The following is a 19115-nucleotide window of genomic DNA, read 5'->3' on the forward strand; positions in this document are numbered from 1 at the left end:
GTGGGGCGGGGGTGCCCGGGTGGGGGTGCCGGGCGGGGTCGCCGACCGGGGTGGGGGTCGGCGGGTATCCGGAGGGTCACGGCCGGTCCGCCTCCGCGATGGCGGAGGACGTGGGCGCGGGCGCGCGGGTGCCGGTGAGCGCGCGCGGTAGAGGGATCGGACGACAGTCGGTGCTGCCGGGGCGGCTCGGGAGGCCGCGGCCGGCGGTCACGGCGGTCACGGGCCGCGTACGACCGGGACAGCCGGGGCTGCCGGTGCGGTGGTTACGGGGGCGGGCGCCGGCGCAGGGCGTCGCACCGTTCCGTCGGCCACCGGGGCGGTCCCCGTGGCGTCCGCCGCCGTGTGCCACGTCGGCCATACCGGTCACCACTGCCACGCCCACCACGCCCATCGCGCACATCACGTCCACCGCGCTCGTCATCAGCGTCACCACCGTCATGTCCGTCTCCTTCGCCGTGACCGCCTCACCGCGCCGCCCCGCCCGCCCCCGCCGGTATCGCCCGCCGGGGCACCCGGTCGGGCGGGACGGCACCGCCGGACGCGGTGCGGGGCGGAGAAGAGCTGCGCCGGGCAGATGCCACGAAATGCCGTATCCGCCCGCCCGGCGGTGCGCGGGACCACGGCGCGCAGGACGGCGGCGCGTACCGCGGCCGTGAACCGTGCGGCGGTGCGCAGGGCGGCCGTGAACAGTGCGCGCGACCGGGGCGCGGCGGCCGGCCGGGCCCGGCGCTCCGGGGTACCGGGACGCGCGGGCGTCGGCGTACCCGGGTGCGGGGCGGCGCGTGTGAGGTGGTGCCCGCGCGGCCGCGGCCCGTACGCGGTGACCGGGAACGGAGTGCCGAAGAAGCGTTTGGCCGGCGGTCCGGGAAGGGCGGCGCCGGTCAGGGCGCGGCGCGCGAAGCCGGACTGGGGCTTCCGGTCCGTGAGCCCGCGCGCGAGCCGGTCGCACCCTCCGCGCGCCGCACCGGCCGCAGCGGGTCGGTCAGCCTTGCCGAACAAGCCGATTCGCACGTCCGCACCCCCGTTCTGCCTCTCGGCGTCCCCGGCGCGGCGGCTCGCCGTCACCGGTAGAAAGAAGCTACGCAGAGGGGCCGGTGGCGCGATGGACGGTTGTCCGTCGCACCACCGGAAGGGGTGAACGCTCGTAACTTTTCGCCCCGGAGGGCGTTTCAACGCGCTATGTGGCGGACAGAGAGGGTGGTCGCGTCTCCTGGGCGGCGGCGCCGCGCAGTGCCCGCCGGTCCGCCGCGACCCGCGGATCGAGTACGGGCACGGCCGCCAGCAGCCCCTGGGTGTAGGGGTGCCGCGGGTGGTCGTACACGGTGTCGACCGGCCCTTCCTCCACGATCCGGCCCGCCCGCATCACCGCGACGCGGTCGCTGACCGCCCGTACGACGGCGAGGTCGTGCGCGATGAAGACCATGGCCAGGCCCAGCTCCCGCCGGAGTTCGCCGAGCAGCGCGATCACCTGCGCCTGGGTGGTCACGTCCAGCGCGGAGACCGGTTCGTCGCAGATCAGCAGCCGGGGCGACGGGGCGAGTGCGCGGGCGATACCGACCCGTTGGCGCTGGCCGCCGCTGAACTCGTGCGGATAGCGGTGGTACCAGGCCGGGTCCAGCCCGACCCGCTCCAGCAGTTCCCGTGCGCGGCGCCCGATCCCCGCGTCGTCCAGCTCACCGGCGGCGCGCAGCGGGTCGGCCACCGACTCGCCGATGGTGCGCCGCGGGTTGAGCGAGGAGACCGGGTCCTGGAAGACCATCTGCAACTCGCCGCGCAGGGGCCGCAGTTCGCGCTCCCCGAGGCGGCCGATGTCGCGGCCCCGGTAGCGCAGCGTGCCGGCGGTGGGGTCCAGGAGGCGTACCAGCATCCGGCCGACGGTCGTCTTGCCGCTGCCCGATTCGCCGACCAGGCCGACGGTCTCCCCGGCGCGTACGGTCAGCGAGACGTCCTGGACGGCGGTGGTCCGGCTCCCGCGCCGCCCGAACTCCCGGCGCAGACCGGTGGCTTCGAGCAGCACCTCGCCGGGGACGGGACCGGACGGGCCGGACGGGGCCGACGGCGCGGTGCGCGGCACGGGCGGCGCGGGCGGCTCCCCCGCTCCGCCGCGTACCGCGTCGATCCGTGGCACCGCCGCCAGCAGGTCCTTGGTGTAGGGCGCGCGCGGGGCGCCCAGCACCTCGCCGACCGGGCCGTGTTCGACGGCGCGGCCGGCCCGCATCACCAGGACGTCGTCCACCCCGCCGGCCACCACGCCGAGGTCGTGGGTGACCAGGATCAGGCCCATGCCCGTCTCGGCCCGCAGGTCGTGCAGCAGGTCGAGGATCTGGGCCTGGACCGTCACGTCCAGCGCGGTGGTCGGCTCGTCGGCGATCATCAGCCGCGGCGCGCAGGCCAGCGCCATGGCGATCAGTGCGCGCTGCCGCATCCCGCCGCTGAACTCGTGCGGCCGGGCGCGGGCGCGGCGGGCCGCGTCCGCGATGCCGACCCGGTCGAGCGCGGCGACGGCGCGGGCACGGGCGGTGCGCCGCGAGGCGTCCGGCCGGTGCACCCGGTAGACCTCGGCGATCTGGTCGCCGACGGCGTAGTACGGGTCCAGGGAGGACAGCGGGTCCTGGAAGATCATCGCGGCGGTCCCGCCGCGCAGCCGCCGCAGCCGCGGTTCCGGGGCGGTGAGCACGTCCAGGCCGTCGACGCGGACGGTGCCCTCGACCCGTGCGCCGGTGCCCCGGTGCAGGTCCAGCAGGGCGGCGGCGACGGTGGACTTGCCCGAGCCGGACTCCCCCACGATGCCCAGCGCGCGGCCGGGGGCGAGCGTGAAGGAGAGCCCGTCGACGGCCCGTACCCCGGTCCCCGGGGTGCCCGGGGCGTCGCCGGCCGGGAAGGTGACGGTGAGGTCGCGGACCTCGACCAGTGCGGCGGTCATCTGAGGGCCACCCTTCGGTCGGCGAGTGCGTACAGGACGTCGGCGACGGCGTTGGCGAGGACGACGGCCGCGCCGATGCCGAGCACCGCCGCGACGACGACCGGCAGGTCCACCGTCCGCACCGACTGGACCAGCAGCTGGCCGAGGCCGGGCAGGCCGAAGAGGGTCTCGGTGAGCATCGCGCCGCCGAACATCGTGCCGAGGTCGACGGCGTTGAGCGCGATGACCGGCGGCAGCGCGCCGCGCAATGCGTGCCGGCCGATGACCGACCGTTCCCGGACGCCGTAGGCGCGGAAGGTGCGGATATGGTCCTCGGCCAGTGTCTCCAGGGTCGAGGAGCGGGTCAGCCGGGCGTACTTGGCGGATTCCAGCAGGGCCAGCGTGGTCCAGGGCAGGAGCAGGTTCCAGGCCCACTGCTCGGGGTCCTCGGACAGCGGCACATAGGACGGGAACGGCAGCCACTGCAGGGCGGCGCAGAAGATCATCAGCAGGAGCAGTCCGGTGATGAAGACCGGGGTGGCGGTGCCGGCGAGGGTGAGTACGGTCAGCACCCGTTCGGTGATGCCGCCGCGGCGCAGCGCGGAGAGCAGTCCGGTGCCGACGCCGAGCAGCAGCCACAGCACCATCGCGCCGAACGCGAGGGAGGCGGTGACCGGCAGCCGGGCGGCGAGCAGTTCGGTGACCGGCTGGTCGTTGCGGTACGAGAGCCCGAAGCAGGGCGCCGGGCAGTGCAGTACGCCGGTTCCGGTGGAGTAGTCGCGGCCCGCCACGATGCCCTGGAGGAAGTGCAGGTACTGCGTCGGCAGGGGTTCGCCGAGGTTGAGCTGCTCGCGTACCTGGCGGATCTGTTCGGCGTTGCAGCGCGGTCCGCAGGCGAGGGTGGCGGGGTCGCCGGGGGCGACGTAGAAGAGGAGGTAGACGAGGACGGAGAGCAGGAAGAGGACGATGAGCGCGCCGCCCGCTCTGCGCAGGACGTAGCCGGTCATACGGCGGCCTCCCGGGTCGGCCGGTCCGGTCCGGCGGGCGGCGCAGGTGTGTCCGCCGCTGCCGTATCCGTCACTGTCGTATCCGTCGCTGTCGTATGCGTCGCTGTCGTATGCGTCGCTGTCGTATCCGTCGCTGTCGTATGCGTCGCTCCCGTCGTGGCGGCGGCCGTGCGCCGCGCGCCCCGGGAGCCGCCGCGGGTGCCGACGCGCAGCCGGGAGCTCTCGCGCGGATCGAGGGCGGTGCGGATCGCGTCCCCCAGCACGGTGAACGCCAGGACGGTCACGAAGAGGCAGCCGGCGGGGAGCAGGACGTACAGGGGGTCGGCCCGGAACCATGTCGTGGCGGTGGACAGCATCTGGCCCCAGGACGAGGTGGGCGGGGTGACGCCGATGCCCAGGAACGACAGCGACGCCTCGACGACGATGTTGGTCGGCACCAGGATCGCCGCGTAGGTGATCACCGGTGCGGCCAGTGCGGGCAGCAGTTCGCGCCGCGCGACCCGCCAGGGCGTGGCGCCGCCCAGCCGGGCCGCCGCCACATGGTCCAGTTTCTTCAGCGACAGCGTCTGGGCCCGCACGATCCGTGAGGTGCCGCCCCAGTTGAGCAGCCCGATGACGAGGACCAGCAGCAGCGGGCGGGGGAAGCCGACCGGTACGACGGCGGTCAGCGCGACGGCGAAGACCAGCATCGGCAGCGCCACCAGGACATCGGTGAGGCGGCTGAGGACGGTGTCGGCGAACCGGCTGCCGAAACCGGCCGCCAGGCCCACCGTGACCCCGATCAGTACCTGGACGACGGTCGCGCCGAGCGCCACCAGCAGGGAGACCCGGGCCCCGTACAGCAGCCGGGCGAACAGGTCGCGGCCGGTGCCCGGTTCGACGCCCAGCCAGTGGTCGCCGCTGATCCCGCCGTACGGGCCGACCGGCACGCCGCCGCGCGCCGAGTCGATGAGGTCGTCGTGGTAGGTGGTGGGGTCCTGGCCGGCCAGCGCCGACAGCAGGGGCGCGCCGAGGGCCAGCAGGGCGAGCACCACCAGGACGGCGGCGGCCGCGACGGCCGACGGGCGGGCCCGTAGCCGCCGCACCATCCCGGATCTCTGATATGCCGTCATCTTCCGTACGCCCGGCCCTACTTGACCGAGACCTGGGAGATGTCGAGCACACCGTCCCAGTCGCTGATCACGATGTTCTTGACGTCCTTGCCGTAGAGCCGCTTGTAGACGGGGTGGAACAGCGGGACGGAGAGGGCCTGCGCGCCGATCTTCTTGTCCAGCGCGCCCCACCGCCGGGCGGCCGCGTCGAGGTCGGTCAGCTTGTTGATCTCGTCGATCTCCTGGTTGACGGCCTTGTCGTCGAGCTGCGCGTGGTTGAAGTTGTACGCGTCCTTGACGATCTGCCGGCCGTCGTAGATCGGTGCGAGGAACGGTCCGCCGGACGGCCAGTCGGCGCCCCAGCCGGCGAGGAAGAGCCCCGGTTCGTCCGTGAGGCTGTGGATCTTGTTCTTGTAGTCGTTGTCCTCCAGGCCCGCCAGCTTGACGGTGATACCGGCCTTCTTGAGCGACTCCTGGACGGCGGTGGCGACTTCCGGGCTGGTGGCGAAGTTCTTGGCGGTGGAATGCGTGAGGGTGAGGGTCAGCCCGCTTTCGTGGCCCGCTTCCTTCAGCAATTCCTTTGCCTTCTCCGGATTTCCGGTGCGGCCGGCCGGGAAGGGGTCGTCGGGCGTGTAGCCGAAGGATTTCTGGTTCGGCAGGAAGGTGGTGGCGGGCTCGGCGAGGGAGGAGCCGCCGGCCGCGTTCACCACGCTCTGCCGGTTGATCGCATAGGAGATCGCCTGCCGCACCTTCGGATCGTCGAAGGGCTTCACCTTCGGGTTGAAGGCGAGGTAATTGGTGTAGCCGAAGCGGCCGGTGCCGACCCGTTTCTGCAGTTCCCTGTCGCCCGCGATCTGGGCGAGTTCGGCGGGGCCGAGGTTGGTGTCGGTGGTGACGGCGGCGGCGTCCGCGCCCGCTCCGGTGGAGAGCCGCTGGTTGATGACGGCCGGGTCGAGGCCGGAGGTCACCTCGATGGTGTCCGGATAGGCGTGCCGCTGCTTGTCCGTGCTCTGTGACCAGTGTTCGTTGCGCGCCAGCAGAATGCGCTCGCCGTCACCGGTGTTCTTGACGACCTTGTAGGGGCCCGAGGAGACGGGGTGTTCCTCGTATTTCGTGCCGGTGTCCTTGTTCCGCGGCACCGGCGCGAACTGCGTCTGCGTCGCCAGCAGCGGGAATTCCCCTTCGGGCTTCTTCAGATGGAAGACAAGGGTTTTCTTGTCGGGCGTCTCGATGGATTTCAGGCCGTCCTCGGACTTGTCCTTGTAGGGCCCCTGGTAGTCCTCGCCGCCGACCAGCCAGTCCCGCAGGTACGGGGCGCCGCCGGAGAGTTCGGCGGCGAAGGACCGCTCGATGCCGTATTTGATGTCGGCGCTGGTGATCGGCGAGCCGTCCTCGAACTTCAGGCCGTCCTTGAGGGTGTACGTCCACACGGTGGCGTTCTCGCTGGGCCGCCCGGTGTCGGTGGCGAGGTCCGGTACGGCCTTGGCGCCGGCCGCGCCGTTCTCGCGGTTGCGGGTGGTCAGCGTACGGAAGACCAGCGTCGGCACCTTGCCGCCGCCCGAGGTGTACAGGCGCGCGGGGTCGAAGTTGTTCTGCGGCTCGGAGTTCAGGACGGTCAGCGTGCCGCCCTTCTTCGGCGCGTCCCCCGCGCCGCCCCGGTCCGTGCCGTCCTTGGGTCCGCAGGCGACGGCGCCGACGGCCAGCGCGGCGGTCGTGGCGGCCGCGGCGACGCGGCGCGCGGTGGCGGACGGCTGACGGGGGTGGGCGGGCTCGGCCATGGCGGTGTTCGCCTTTCGCAGCGGGGGCACCCGCAGAAGGCGGCAGGGAGGGCGCGATGGCGCGCGAGGCCGCCCCTGCGGACGCGTGGAGAGATGCCTTACGCGGTGACGCGGGGGAATGTCCCGGCCCGGGGACGCGACCGGCACCGTGCCGTGTCACTCGCACGGCCGGGGCCGCGTCCTGGGGGAACCGGGGTGGGGCCTCAGCGACAGTCGATGTCGGCCACGGACTGCACGGACACGCCGATCAGCGCCAGCTCGATGGCGGCGTGTGCGGAGACGTGACGGTGCGGCATGCGCAGAACATTGAACGAATATTCGGTCCCTGGCAAAGGTGTCTCGCGATGAGAGACACCTTGTCTCATCTCCGGCGGGTCACCGCTCGGTGGGGAACGGCCAGGAGTTGGGCCGGCAGGTCAGGCCCTTCGTCGTCAGGAACTTCGTCTGCTGCATCATCACGGGAGCGAGCGCGCCCTGCTTGGTGCAGCCCTCGTGGTTGTGTCCGAGCCGGTGGCCGACCTCGTGGTTGATCAGCATCTGGCGGTAGGCGAACAGCTCGTCGCGGCTGTAGGTCGTCGCGCCCTCCGCCCACCGGTACGCGTTGATCATGACGCGTTCGGTCGCCGCCGAATCGCAGGAGACGTTCTCCTCGGACGTGTCGAGACCCGATTTGGCACACCACACCGCGGTCGTCCCCGGGCTCGCCAGCGTGATCACGAAGTCGGCGTGGCCGGAGCCCACCCGCTGGAAGGTCCGGCGTCCGTCGTGTGCCCAGCTCCGGTCGTCGTTGAGGGTTTTGTGCACCGCGTCGGCGAACAGCTCGCCGTCCAGCGGCAGTCCGTCCTCGATGTCGACCCGATAGCGCAGCACCTGCCCGCGGCCGGGCGCCTTGGCGTCGCGGCCGACCGTCGTGAACGTGCCACGGGCCGTCATCTTCTCGGCCAGCGGGAAGAGATGGGCCATCTTCTCGTCGTACGTGACGGGTGCGGCGTCCTTCGTCGGCCGGGCCTGCGACCGGCTGGCCTGGCCGTCGGTCCCGTCCACCCGGCCCTGCCCGCTGCTCGCCTGCGCCGCGCCGCCGTCCGCGTGCTGGTCGGCGACCTGTCCGGCGACGACCACCGCGAGCACCGTCGTCACGGCCGCGGCCGCCACACCGGTGAGCGTCCGGCCCTTGGTGCCCTTCCTGCCGCCGGTGTCCGCCCCGGCGAGCGGCTCCGCCCCGTCCGCCGCGTCCGCTGTATCCGTCACGGGCGGCCTGCCGCCCGGCGCGTCGCCGACCCGCCCGCCGTACGTATCCCCGCCGTCACCATCGCCGCCACGGTCGCGGTCCTCGGCGAACGCCTCCACGTACTCACGACGCGGCCCCGGCACCTGGCCGGACCCGGACAGCGGATTCCCGGCCACCTCGGCGCTCGGCGAACTCCCGCCCACCGAGGGCCCGTTGACCTGGCCCGTGAGCGTCCCGGCGCCTCCCGGGCCGGCGGCGGCTCCGAAGCCGTCCGCACCCACGGCACCCGGCATGCCCGGCGCACCGGGCCGGTCGCCGTACCCGCCGCCCGCCGGCTCGGGCATGCGCGGGCGGGGCACGGCCGGCACGCCGTGCGCCGGCGTCGCCGGGGGCGCGCCCCAGCCGCCGTCCGCCTCATGGCGTTCGGGCCGAAGGGCGCCGCCGCGGTGCGCGGTGCGCGGCGCGGGCACCGTCAGCCGCGGGCCGTCCGGCATACCGTCGCCCGCCGGGCCGCGCCGTCGGCGCCCGGACCCGGGTGCGGGTTCCCCACCGCCCGGCACGCCGTCACCGGGCCCGCCGGAAGGACCGGCCGTCCCGGGAGTCGGTGCTGCGCTCTCCGGCCGGCCTCGGCGGCTATGGCGTCCCACTGGGCCAATCAGCTCCTGTCCGCGTCAGCGGATTCATCGTCGTCGAGCAGCTCGCGGAAGGCCCGCGCCACCGCCTCCGGATACTCCATCATCGCCACATGCCCCGCCTCCGGCAGCGTCAGCAGCCGCGAACCGCGGAACGCCGCGGCCGCCCGCCGTGCCATCCGGTAGGAGACCAGGCGGTCGCGTCCACCGTAGACGAGAAGGGTCGGCGCCAGCACCCGCTCCGCCTGACGCCACAGCCCGTGCTGCCCGCCGAGCGTGTACGCGTTCACCAGTCCGCGCGTGGAACGCTCGAAAGCCTCCCAGGCATAAGGGAGTTCACGCCGTTGCGCGTATTCGTCGACGGCCGCGCCGAGCCCTTCGGGGGTGACCCGGCGGGGGTCGCCGTAGCAGAGCGCCAGCACCTCGCGGGCGCGCCGCTCGGGCGTCCAGTCCCGGGTCATCCGGCCGAAGAGCCGGGTGGCGCCCGGGACCGCGAGCAGCGCCGTCGGCAACGCCGACAGCTGCGGCGGCAGTTCGGGCAGCGCGGGCGAGATCAGCGTCAGGGTGCGGACGAGGTCCGGGCGCACCGCCGCCACCCGGGTCGCCGTGGCGCCGCCCATCGAGTTGCCGACCAGGTGCACCGGGCCGCGGCCGGCCGCGTCGAGGTGGCGGATGACGGCACGGGCCTGCGCGGAGAGGGAGTAGTTGCCGTCGTCCGGCGGCGGCGCGGTACCGAAGCCGGGCAGGTCGAGCGCCTCACCGGCCACCCGGTCGGCGAGCAGCGGCATCAGGGCGGACCAGTTCTGCGAGGAGCCGCCGAGGCCGTGGACGTAGAGCGCGGGCGCGCGGTCCGCCGCGGCGCCGTCCGGGGCGTCGGGGGTCCGCACGGTCAGCGTCAGGCCCGGCAGGGTCACGGTGCGCACCGTCTCCCCCGCACCCGCCCGGGGGCCGGGGCCGGCTGGCGGCACGGGGAGGGCGGCGGCCCGGGTGTCCGGCGACTCGGTCGAAGACATGACATCGATGTTACGAGATGATCACGCCGCCGATCATGTGTTCGCCGTCACACACCGTATCGCGCGGCCGCAGCCGTTCTCCTAGGCTCGTAGTCAAGGGCAGCCGCCCCGGCCCCCGCTTCCGGCCGGCCACCCGCCGGCCGGGCCGGAGTGCGAGAAGGCGCGTGAGCGCGCGAGAAAGGGAGCCACCATGCCCGTCGACCCGAGCGACCCGGACACCTTCGGCGAGGACGACGCCAACGACGCGGCGGAGTTCGACGTGGAGGCCCCGGAAGCGGACGCCGCGGAACAGCACGCGGACCTCGCTCCGCATCGCGACGAGGCGCTGACCGGCACCGATCCGGACTCCGCGAACGAAGCGGACCGCGCGGAGCAGTCCCGCGTCGTGGAGCTCAACGAAGACGAATACCGATGACCTGGCCCGTTATGTCGGCTTCCCACAGCGATCCCGGGGAGATTTTCTCGCCTGGGACCACGCACAGCCGGGTTACCCAAAAGTACGATGGCGGGCGCGGCGCCCCGTCTTGCGGACGCCGCGTACGGAACCACTTCTGGGAGGCAGCGTGAGCGCCATCGAGCAGACCGAGGCGGCACGCCCACGAGGCACACGTCTGCCACGCCGAGCCCGGCGCAACCAGCTTCTGGGCGCCGCCCAGGAAGTATTCGTCGCGCAGGGTTACCACGCGGCCGCGATGGACGACATCGCCGAGCGGGCGGGCGTCAGCAAGCCGGTGCTCTACCAGCACTTCCCGGGCAAGCTGGAGCTCTACCTCGCGCTGCTGGACCAGCACTGCGAGTCCCTGCTGCACTCGGTGCGCACCGCGCTGGCGTCGACGACCGAGAACAAGCTGCGGGTCGCGGCGACGATGGACGCCTACTTCGCGTACGTCGAGGACCCGGGCGGCGCCTTCCGGCTGGTCTTCGAGTCGGATCTCACCAACGAGCCGGCCGTCCGCGAGCGGGTGGACAAGGTCTCGCTGGAGTGCGCCGAGGCGATCAGCGCGGTGATCGCCGAGGACACCGGCCTGTCCCGGGACGAGTCGATGCTGCTGGCCGTGGGGCTGGGCGGGGTCTCCCAGGTCGTCGCGCGCTACTGGCTCTCCTCGGAGAGCGAGGTACCCCGCGAGACCGCGGTGCAGCTGCTGACCTCACTCGCCTGGAAGGGCATCGCCGGTTTCCCGCTGCACGGCACCGACGCCCACTGACCCGCCCCGGACGGGACGCCGACGGCGGCGCCGGAGGCACCCCACGCGGTGTGTGTTCGCTGCCGGCGTTCCCCGCGGCGTCCTGTCCGTCCCCGTACCGGGCTAATGTGTGCTGCGTACGGCGCGGATGGCCGCGCACCCAACTGACCGTCGGAGGGACATAAGCCGTGGAGGTCAAGATCGGCGTGCAGCACGCGCCCCGCGAGATCGTTCTGGAGAGCGCGCAGTCTGCTGAAGAGGTCGAGCGCGCGGTGGCTGACGCACTCGGCGGCAAGTCGCAGCTGCTGAGCCTGGTGGACGACCACGGTCGCAAGGTTCTGGTCCCGGCGGACCGGCTGGCCTACGTGGAGATCGGCGAGCAGGCCGTCCGCAAGGTCGGATTCGGCGCGCTCTGAGCGGGTGAGCAGGGGGCGCCGCACAGGGCGCCCGCGACAGCACGACACGGACGGCGGTCCGGAGAGAAGCTCTCTCCGGACCGCCGTTCGCATGCGTCGGGGCAGTCGCTGACGTCCGTGAAGTCGCGGCCGCGCCCGGCCCGCAGGCCATCCATGGTGAAAGGGTTGCTGACGGTGCCCCCTGGGTACGACCGCCTACGACCGGCTCGCTCGTCCGGCCGGCCTTGTGACGCGGGAGGGAACACCATGATCTGGGAAGCGCTCGGCGCCGTGATCGTCGGATTCGTCATCGCCCTGGCCGCCGTGCACTGGCTCGCCGACCGCTTCCCCGTGCGCACCCTGACGCTGGCCACCGGCCCGGTCGCCGCGCTCTTCGGGGCGCTGGTGACCCGTTCGATCCTGGGTCCCGCCCACAGCGTCCAGGTGCTGTTCGCCGCCCTGGCCATGGGCGTGGCACTGCTGTCGGTGCTGATCCGCCCGCCGCACAGCCGGCTGCGCCGGTCCGCGACGGCCTGACGCGCGTCCGGACCGGCCGTACGGGACACCGGTCCGGCCGGACACCGGAGCGGGCGGGGCAGTGACCCCGGGCCGCCGGACGGCCGGCGGCCCGCCGCTCCCGGGTCGTTACGCCGCCAGCCCCAGCGCCGCCATCCGCTTGGTGTGCGCCTCGGTGATACGCGAGAACATCCGCCCGACCTCGGCCAGATCGAAACCGTCGGCCACCCCGCCGACCAGCATCGTGGAGAGCGCGTCGCGGTCCGCGACCACCCGCTGCGCCTGCGAGAGCGCCTCGCCCATGAGCCGGCGCGCCCACAGCGCGAGCCGCCCGCCGACCCGCGGCTCGGCGTCGATCGCCGCGCGGACCTTCTCCACGGCGAAGGTGGCGTGCCCGGTGTCGTCCAGCACCGTCAGCACCAGACCGCGGGTGTCGGAGTCCAGCCGGGCCGCGACCTCGCGGTAGAAGTCACTGGCGATCGAGTCGCCGACATACGCCTTGACCAGGCCCTCCAGCCAGTCCGACGGCGCGGTCTGGCGGTGGAACTCGTCCAGCGCGGCGGCGAACGGCTCCATCGCCTCGTTCGGCTCCGCCTCGATCTGCGCGAGCCGGTCCCGCAGCCGCTCGAAGTGGTGGAATTCGGCCGAGGCCATCTTGGCCAGTTCGGCCTTGTCGTCCATGGTCGGCGCGAGCTTGGCGTCCTCGGCCAGGCGCTCGAAGGCGGACAGCTCGCCGTACGCGAGTGCGCCGAGCAGATCGATCACGGCGGCCCGGTACTGCGGATCGGCGGATGCCCGCTCCCAGTCCTGGGCGGCGATCCCGGTGTGTTCTTGCACGTCAGCAGCGGCGTTGTCAGGCGTCTCCATGACCGGCACAATAGCCCGCCCGGCGGCCGGGGGAAGGCCGCGGCCACCGCCCCCGCCGCACCTGCGCGAACGGCTCCCGGCCGCCGCGCTCCGGCGGTGCAGCGCGCCGCGGCGGATCCCCGCCCCGCCTTCCGCCCGTCCCGCTCGCTCATACAAGCCTTCGGGTGCCGCGGCGCATCCGGGGTACAGTGGTATGGGCCTGCCGAGTATCGGTGGGTCGTTCCATGAATGCGGATGCCCGGTCGGTGGCCCGATCGGCTCCTCAAACCGACCGCCCTCCCCCGCGGCGCGTACGAGACGTACGCACAGCAGGAGGGACACCGCTCGCGGCAGGAGTGCCTGAGCGATGGCAGTGGTCCCGCGCCATCCGGCCCGTATCGGTCCGGTTCCTGTACGAACCCGTACGACGGTGCGGTACGACCCCCTTCGCCGCCTCATGCCGCGTCTCACAGAAGAGGCAAGATTCTGTCTACGTTCCGAGAGCTCGGGATTTTCCCCGAGACCGCCGAGGCCCTTGAGGCCGTCGGCATCACGTCCCCCTTTCCCATCCAGGAGATGACCCTCCCCGTCGCGCTCTCCGGCAGCGACGTCATCGGCCAGGCCAAGACCGGCACCGGCAAGACCCTGGGCTTCGGCCTGCCGCTCCTTGAGCGCGTCACGGTCCCCGCGGACGTCGAGGCGGGCCGCGCGAAGCCCGCGCAGCTGACCGAGGCGCCGCAGGCCCTCGTGGTCGTGCCGACCCGCGAGCTGTGCCAGCAGGTCACCAACGACCTGCTCACCGCGGGCAAGGTCCGCAACGTCCGGGTGCTCGCCATCTACGGCGGCCGCGCGTACGAGCCGCAGGTCGAGGCGCTCAAGAAGGGCGTCGACGTCGTCGTCGGCACCCCCGGCCGGCTGCTGGACCTGGCAGGCCAGAAGAAGCTCAACCTCTCCGAGGTCAAGAGCCTGGTCCTGGACGAGGCCGACGAGATGCTCGACCTGGGCTTCCTGCCCGACGTCGAGCGGATCATCCAGCTGCTGCCCGCCAAGCGGCAGACGATGCTGTTCTCCGCGACCATGCCCGGCCAGGTCATCTCGCTGGCCCGCCGCTACATGTCGCAGCCCACGCACATCCGCGCCGCCGCGCCGGACGACGTCGGCCAGACCGTCGCCAACACCACCCAGCACATCTTCCGCGCGCACTCCATGGACAAGCCGGAGCTGGTCGCCCGCGTCCTCCAGGCCGAGGGCCGCGGTCTGGCGATGGTCTTCTGCCGGACGAAGCGGACCGCCGCCGACATCGCCGACCAGCTCGCCCAGCGCGGGTTCGCGTCCGGCGCGGTCCACGGTGACCTCGGCCAGGGCGCCCGCGAGCAGGCGCTGCGCGCCTTCCGCAACGGCAAGGTCGACGTGCTGGTGTGCACCGATGTCGCCGCCCGCGGTATCGATGTCGAGGGCGTGACGCACGTCATCAACTACCAGTCGCCCGAGGACGAGAAGACCTACCTGCACCGCATCGGCCGGACGGGCCGCGCGGGCGCCAAGGGCACCGCGGTCACGCTCGTCGACTGGGACGACATCCCGCGCTGGAAGCTGATCAACAAGGCGCTGGACCTGCCGTTCGACGAGCCGGAGGAGACGTACTCCACCTCCCCGCACCTCTACGAGCTGCTCAACATCCCGGCGGGCACCAAGGGCATACTGCCGCGTGCCGAGCGCACCCGGGCCGGACTGGCCGCCGAAGAGGTCGAGGACCTCGGCGAGACCGGCGGCCGGGGACGCGGTCCGCGCAAGACCGCGGCCGCCGTGGTGGCGGAGCGCCCCGAGCGCACCCGTACGCCGCGCCAGCGCCGGCGCACCCGTGGCGGTACGTCGCTGGCGGATGCCGGGGCGACGGCCACCGACGCGAAGACCGCCGAGCCGAAGGCCTCCGGTTCGCTGGACACCGCTGAGGGCACCGAAGGACCGCGCCAGCCGCGGCGCCGTCGGCGTACCCGTGGCGCGGCCCAGGGTGGTGCGGCCCCGGCCGCGGCGCCCGAGGCCGTGGAGGTTGTGGAGACGGTGACCGACGCGGCTGCGGTCGCGGTCGCGCCGGCCGCCGAAGACGCGGCGGCACCCGCTGCCAAGCCGCGCCGGCGCCGTACCCGTACCGCCCGCCCCGAGGCTGTCGCCGAGGCCGCCGCCGACGCGGTCGGCACGGTCGAGGGCACCGCCGTCGCGGCCGAGGCCGCGGCCGTCACGGAGCCGGCCGAGGCGCCCGCGAAGCCGCGTCGGCGCACCCGGAGCACGGCGAAGGCCACCGCGGAGAGCGCGGCGGCGGAGGCCGTCGAGGCCGCCGTACCGGCCGACGAGGCGCCCGCCAAGCCGAAGCGCACCCGCAAGACCGCCGCCGCCAAGGCCGCCGCGGAGACCGCGGTGGACACCGCCGAGGGCACCGAGGCGGCTGCCGCCGAGGCCCCCGTCAAGCCGAAGCGGACCCGCAAGACCGCGGCTGCCAAGGCCGCTGTGGAGGCCGTGGAGACGGCCGAGGGCACCGAGGCGGCTCCGGCCAAGCCGAAGCGCACCCGCAAGGCCGCCGCGAAGCCGGTGGCGGACGCGACCGCCGCCGAGGACGCCCCGGTCAAGCCCAAGCGGACCCGTAAGGCCGCCGCCGCCAAGCCGGCCGCGGCGGAGGTGGAGGCCCCGGAGGCCGCCGCCGAGGCCAAGCCGGTCCGGCGCCGCAGCCGCGCCAAGGCCGCCGCGCCCGAGGCGACGCCCGAGAGCTGACCCCTGGTGGTTCGCCACGGCCCGGCCCCCGCATCGCGCGGGGGCCGGGCCGTTCGCCGTGGGGGCGGGCCGATCATGGCGGCGACCAGCACCGATAGCCTCGGTCCATGAGCAGGCCGCCCACTCTCACGCTGCCCCCGTGCGCCCGCGCGTACTCCCTCACCACCGAGCGCGGTGCGTTTGCCGTGCACGATGCCCGGCCCGTCGGTGTGCCGGCCGGCACCGCCCTCCTGGTGCCCGGCTTCACCGGGAGCAAGGAGGACTTCATCGCCCTTCTCGCACCGCTCGCCGCGGCCGGGTTCCGGGCGGTCGCGGTGGACGGGCGCGGACAGCACGACTCTCCCGGGCCGCGCGACGAATCGGCGTACGCCCAGGGCGAGTTGGCCCGCGATGTGCTGGCCCAGGCCACCGCGCTGACGGCGTCCGGCGGCGGGCCGGTGCATCTCCTGGGGCATTCGCTGGGCGGTCTGGTCACCCGGGCCGCCGTGCTGCTCGACCCGGCGCCGTTCCGTTCCCTGACCGTGCTCAGTTCCGGGCCGGCCGCCATCGACGCGGCCCAGCGGGCCCGGGTGCGGACGCTGATCGAGGCGCTCGGCAGACTGGACATGGAGTCGGTCTGGCGGGTGATGCGCGCACTGGATCCGCCGGAGGCGGCGGACGGGGCGACGCCGCCGGAGATCGGCGCGTTCCTGCGCCGAAGGTGGCTGAACACCGTCCCCGAGCAGCTGATCGCGACCGGGCGGCAGATGACCGAGGAACCCGACCGGGTCGCGGAACTGGCGGCCGTACCGCTGCCCAAGCATGTCGTCTCCGGGGCCGTCGACTACGCCTGGCCGGTACCGCTGATGGACGCGATGGCCGACCGGCTGGCCGCCCGGCGCACGGTCATCGCGGACGCCGCCCACTCCCCCAACACCGAACGCCCCGAGGAGACCGCCGCGGCGCTGAGCGCATTCTGGAACGGTCTGGGGTAGGCGGTCGGGCGGAGCACCTGGGCGGGGCACCTGGGCCGAGTGGCCCCCCAGCGGCGGCTCCGGCAGGACAGCTCCGCCCCGCTCGACGACTATCGACAGGGGGCCGCGCCCCGGCCCGGCCCCTTCCCGGTGACACGCAAAGGATTCAGGACCATGACGGAGAACCCGCAGCAGACGGCGGACGGCATCACCCTCACCCGCACCCTCGACGCACGCCGTGACCTGGTGTTCCAGGCGTGGACGATTCCCTCGCACTTCGGCCACTGGTTCGGCGGGGAGCTGGATGTGCCCGTCGACCGGATGACGATGGATGTCCGGCCGGGCGGCGTCTGGAGCCTGGTGATGCGGACGCCGGACGGCGGCGAGATGCCGTTCTCCGGCGTCTACCGCGAGGTCGCGGCGCCCGAGCGGCTGGTGCTCACGCTCAAGGACGCCGCCGCGCCGAGCGAGGCGGCGGGCGAGACGGTACGGGTCACCTTCACCGATCTCGGGGGCCGTACGGAGATGGCCTTCCACCAGGGCGGCGGCAATCTCACCGCGGAGCAGTACCAGCAGGCGAAGGCGGGCTGGGAGAGTTTCTTCGACCGGCTCGCGGAGCTGCTCGCCAGGGCCTGATCCCACCGGGGTCCGGACCTGCCTTGTGACGGTGCGGTCGCCGGGGCCCGGACGGTCGGGTGACGGTTCGGCTGCCGGGGCCCGCGCCGCGTTTCGTATCCGGGTCCGAGGCAGGTCCGGGCTGCGCCGAGTACCACAATCGCGTACTAGTACTGCCCCTGTACCCGCTCCCAGAAGCCGTCCCGCAGCGCCCGGCGCAGGTCCGCGCGGCCGCGCAGCGAGTGGCGCAGCAGCGCCTCCGCGGCGGTCAGCAGTTCCTGGTCGACGGTGCCGGGCAGATACGGGTGGCCGGGCAGCAGTTCGGCGACCCAGCCGCGGCCGCGCTCGGCCAGCCACTGGGCGGCGACCCGGGCGCCCACGAAGCGCACCTCCTCGCGGGAGGGCGCCGGGCCCTCGGCCGCCGCCGGGTCCCCGAAGTCGACGCCGGCCCGCCGGGAGACGTACGGCTTGCAGAAGTCCAGGTCGAAGGTGCGCTGGCTGTCGACCTCCCACAGCAGCGGCTCTGCCTGGTTGCGCCCGCCCGCGGCCTCGATGCCCCACAGGTGCACCCGCGCGCCGTACCCCTGGGCCGCCTCCACCGCGGAGACCAGGTCCTCGTCACCGCCGATGAGTACCGCGTCGCTGATCGCACGGTGCCGGGCCAGCGACTCCAGGTCCGTGCGGATCAGGGAGTCGACGCCCTTCTGCTGGTTGTTGGCGTTCAGATTGCCGAGCCTGACCTTGACGTCCGGCAGCTCGGCGATCCGCTGCTGTTCCTGGGTGTGGATGCGGCGGCGCGCGCCGTCGTACCAGTAGACGCGGAGCAGCCGGCTGTCCGGGAAGATCGTCCGCGCCTTGTCGATGAAGGCTTCGATGATGCCCTCGGCGTCCAGGTCGAACGCCTTGCGGTCCTCCGTGCCGGTGACCAGGCGGCCCGCCGCGGCGTAGACATAGCCGGCGTCCACGAAGGCCGCGTGGGTGGACGGGGTGGTGGCGACCTCCGCGAGCACTCGGGTGAGCAGCTCGTTGGTGCGCTCGATGCCGGCGGCCAGCGCGGCGAGATCTGTGGGGCCCGTGGGCTCGACGTCGTTCATACCGGCTCCATTGTCCGGGCGGTGGCTGCGCGGGTACAACCGCGCCGGGCGCCCGCCGCCCGCCACGGCAAATATTTAGACCATCGAAACTTTTCCTTAGCGTAGGGAATGATTGCACGGAGCATCTCGTTGTACCCCTTGGGAACGCCCGGCAGCGCGGCCGGGCTCGCCCCGCCACAGAGTTCTCCGCAGGAGGATCGGACGAAGGGAGAAGCCATATGCGCTTCGAGATCATGCGCCTGGACGACGCCGACGGCACCGCCGTGGACAGCACCGTCGTGGACGCCGCCTCCGTCAACCGGATCGTGCAGCAGGCCGCAGCCGTCGGCCAGCGCATCTATATCCGCCCCGCCGACACCGCCGCCCGTTAACACCCACACCGCCGCCCGACGAGCCTGAAGGCCATGAGGCGAAGTGCCCCCGTACGAACACGTCGTACGGGGGCACTTCGCGGTTCCGGGCCGGGTCAGGAACCCTGGATCACCTGTGTGACGCCGTTGATGATCTGCTGCACCGCCAGCGCGGAGAGCAGCATGCCCGCCAGCCGCGTCACCAGCACCACCCCGCCGTCCTTGATCACGCGAATGATCAGCAGCGAGAACCGCATCACCAGGTAGAGCACCACATGGATCGCGACGATCGCCGTCCAGACCGACAGCTGCGCGGTGAAACCGTGCGCGTGCTGCACCGCCAGGATCACCGACACGATCGCGCCCGGACCGGCCAGCAGCGGCATACCGAGCGGCACCAGTGCCACATTGACGTCCTTGGTCTGGGTCGGCTCCTCGGACTTCCCGGTCAGCAGGTCGAGCGCGATCAGCAGGAGCAGCAGACCGCCCGCGATCATCAGCGCCGGGGTCGTGATGTGCAGCCGCCCCAGGATCTGGGTGCCGAAGACGCCGAAGACGGCGATGACGCAGAAGGCGACGACCGCCGCCTGCCAGGCCATCCGGCGCTGCACCTTGGCCGGCCGGCCCGAGGTCAGGGCCAGGAAGATCGGGGTGATCCCGGGGGGATCCATGATCACAAATAGCGTGACAAAGAGGGTACTGAAGACAGCGACGTCAAACACGGTGATGGCCTTGCGCGAGGTGG

The 19115-nt window shown here is 73.2% G+C and carries 19 protein-coding genes; 8 read left to right on the forward strand and 11 right to left on the reverse strand.

The window, feature by feature from the left end:
• Positions 1 to 76: 76 nt before the first annotated feature.
• The 8 genes from IH09_RS32685 to IH09_RS32720 all read right to left on the reverse strand — a co-directional run bounded on the left by IH09_RS32685 (position 77) and on the right by IH09_RS32720 (position 9651).
• Positions 77 to 439 carry a hypothetical protein gene (locus tag IH09_RS32685; protein WP_052861178.1) on the reverse strand — a complete coding sequence of 121 codons (363 nt, stop codon included), beginning with the start codon at positions 437 to 439 and terminating at the stop codon, positions 77 to 79.
• A gap of 738 nt (positions 440 to 1177) precedes the next feature.
• Positions 1178 to 2923 (reverse strand): dipeptide ABC transporter ATP-binding protein, encoded by a 1746-nt coding sequence (locus IH09_RS32695; protein ID WP_052861180.1) that lies wholly within the window; start codon positions 2921 to 2923, stop codon positions 1178 to 1180.
• A complete protein-coding gene (locus IH09_RS32700) occupies positions 2920 to 3909 on the reverse strand; it encodes an ABC transporter permease (protein WP_052861181.1) in 990 nt (329 codons plus the stop codon). The genes IH09_RS32695 and IH09_RS32700 overlap by 4 nt, the downstream gene beginning before the upstream one ends.
• On the reverse strand, positions 3906 to 4997 hold the full coding sequence (locus tag IH09_RS32705; protein WP_110952738.1) for an ABC transporter permease: 1092 nt from the start codon (positions 4995 to 4997) through the stop codon (positions 3906 to 3908). Before IH09_RS32705 ends, IH09_RS32700 begins: the two co-directional genes overlap by 4 nt.
• Before the next feature lie 41 nt (positions 4998 to 5038).
• Positions 5039 to 6778 carry an ABC transporter substrate-binding protein gene (locus IH09_RS32710; protein ID WP_052861182.1) on the reverse strand — a complete coding sequence of 580 codons (1740 nt, stop codon included), beginning with the start codon at positions 6776 to 6778 and terminating at the stop codon, positions 5039 to 5041.
• A gap of 203 nt (positions 6779 to 6981) precedes the next feature.
• Entirely contained in the window at positions 6982 to 7074 is a 93-nt protein-coding gene (locus IH09_RS40390; RefSeq protein WP_318279621.1) for an Ms4533A family Cys-rich leader peptide, read from the reverse strand.
• A gap of 79 nt (positions 7075 to 7153) precedes the next feature.
• Entirely contained in the window at positions 7154 to 8500 is a 1347-nt protein-coding gene (locus IH09_RS32715) for a DUF3152 domain-containing protein (protein WP_052861183.1), read from the reverse strand.
• Positions 8501 to 8661: 161 nt separating this feature from the next.
• Complete coding sequence (locus IH09_RS32720) at positions 8662 to 9651, reverse strand: alpha/beta fold hydrolase (protein WP_052861184.1); 990 nt, start codon at positions 9649 to 9651, stop codon at positions 8662 to 8664.
• A gap of 190 nt (positions 9652 to 9841) precedes the next feature.
• Between IH09_RS32720 and IH09_RS32725 the strand changes: the two genes are divergently transcribed.
• The 4 genes from IH09_RS32725 (at position 9842) to IH09_RS32740 (ending at position 11767) form a co-directional block, all read left to right on the forward strand.
• Complete coding sequence (locus tag IH09_RS32725; protein WP_052861185.1) at positions 9842 to 10066, forward strand: hypothetical protein; 225 nt, start codon at positions 9842 to 9844, stop codon at positions 10064 to 10066.
• A gap of 148 nt (positions 10067 to 10214) precedes the next feature.
• Complete coding sequence (locus tag IH09_RS32730; protein WP_052861186.1) at positions 10215 to 10856, forward strand: TetR/AcrR family transcriptional regulator; 642 nt, start codon at positions 10215 to 10217, stop codon at positions 10854 to 10856.
• A gap of 167 nt (positions 10857 to 11023) precedes the next feature.
• On the forward strand, positions 11024 to 11251 hold the full coding sequence (locus IH09_RS32735; RefSeq protein ID WP_052861187.1) for a DUF3107 domain-containing protein: 228 nt from the start codon (positions 11024 to 11026) through the stop codon (positions 11249 to 11251).
• Positions 11252 to 11497: 246 nt separating this feature from the next.
• Positions 11498 to 11767: a hypothetical protein gene (locus IH09_RS32740; protein WP_052861188.1), complete on the forward strand. Its 270-nt coding sequence runs from the start codon at positions 11498 to 11500 to the stop codon at positions 11765 to 11767.
• A gap of 108 nt (positions 11768 to 11875) precedes the next feature.
• On the opposite strand, the gene IH09_RS32745 is transcribed toward IH09_RS32740, so the two are convergent.
• Complete coding sequence (locus IH09_RS32745; protein ID WP_052861189.1) at positions 11876 to 12613, reverse strand: ferritin-like fold-containing protein; 738 nt, start codon at positions 12611 to 12613, stop codon at positions 11876 to 11878.
• Between the two features lie 555 nt (positions 12614 to 13168).
• On the opposite strand from IH09_RS32745, the gene IH09_RS32750 reads away from it, so the two are divergent.
• The 3 genes from IH09_RS32750 (at position 13169) to IH09_RS32760 (ending at position 16947) form a co-directional block, all read left to right on the forward strand.
• Entirely contained in the window at positions 13169 to 15358 is a 2190-nt protein-coding gene (locus IH09_RS32750) for a DEAD/DEAH box helicase (RefSeq protein ID WP_052861190.1), read from the forward strand.
• A gap of 107 nt (positions 15359 to 15465) precedes the next feature.
• On the forward strand, positions 15466 to 16332 hold the full coding sequence (locus IH09_RS32755; RefSeq protein WP_052861191.1) for an alpha/beta fold hydrolase: 867 nt from the start codon (positions 15466 to 15468) through the stop codon (positions 16330 to 16332).
• A gap of 153 nt (positions 16333 to 16485) precedes the next feature.
• A complete protein-coding gene (locus IH09_RS32760; protein WP_052861192.1) occupies positions 16486 to 16947 on the forward strand; it encodes an SRPBCC family protein in 462 nt (153 codons plus the stop codon).
• 146 nt (positions 16948 to 17093) lie between these two features.
• Here IH09_RS32760 and IH09_RS32765 read toward each other — a convergent pair whose 3' ends face one another.
• On the reverse strand, positions 17094 to 18020 hold the full coding sequence (locus IH09_RS32765; protein ID WP_052861193.1) for an NYN domain-containing protein: 927 nt from the start codon (positions 18018 to 18020) through the stop codon (positions 17094 to 17096).
• A 218-nt stretch (positions 18021 to 18238) separates the two neighbouring features.
• On the opposite strand from IH09_RS32765, the gene IH09_RS39475 reads away from it, so the two are divergent.
• The gene (locus IH09_RS39475) at positions 18239 to 18391 is read left to right on the forward strand and encodes a hypothetical protein (protein ID WP_094791680.1); all 153 of its coding nucleotides are present in this window, start codon (positions 18239 to 18241) and stop codon (positions 18389 to 18391) included.
• Positions 18392 to 18486: 95 nt separating this feature from the next.
• Here the strand turns inward: IH09_RS39475 and IH09_RS32770 are convergent, their stop codons facing one another.
• The gene (locus IH09_RS32770) at positions 18487 to 19092 is read right to left on the reverse strand and encodes a MarC family protein (protein WP_094791679.1); all 606 of its coding nucleotides are present in this window, start codon (positions 19090 to 19092) and stop codon (positions 18487 to 18489) included.
• Positions 19093 to 19115: the final 23 nt, after the last annotated feature.

Source organism: Streptomyces celluloflavus (assembly GCA_000720995.1).
GTDB classification, from domain to species: Bacteria; Actinomycetota; Actinomycetes; order Streptomycetales; family Streptomycetaceae; genus Streptomyces; species Streptomyces celluloflavus.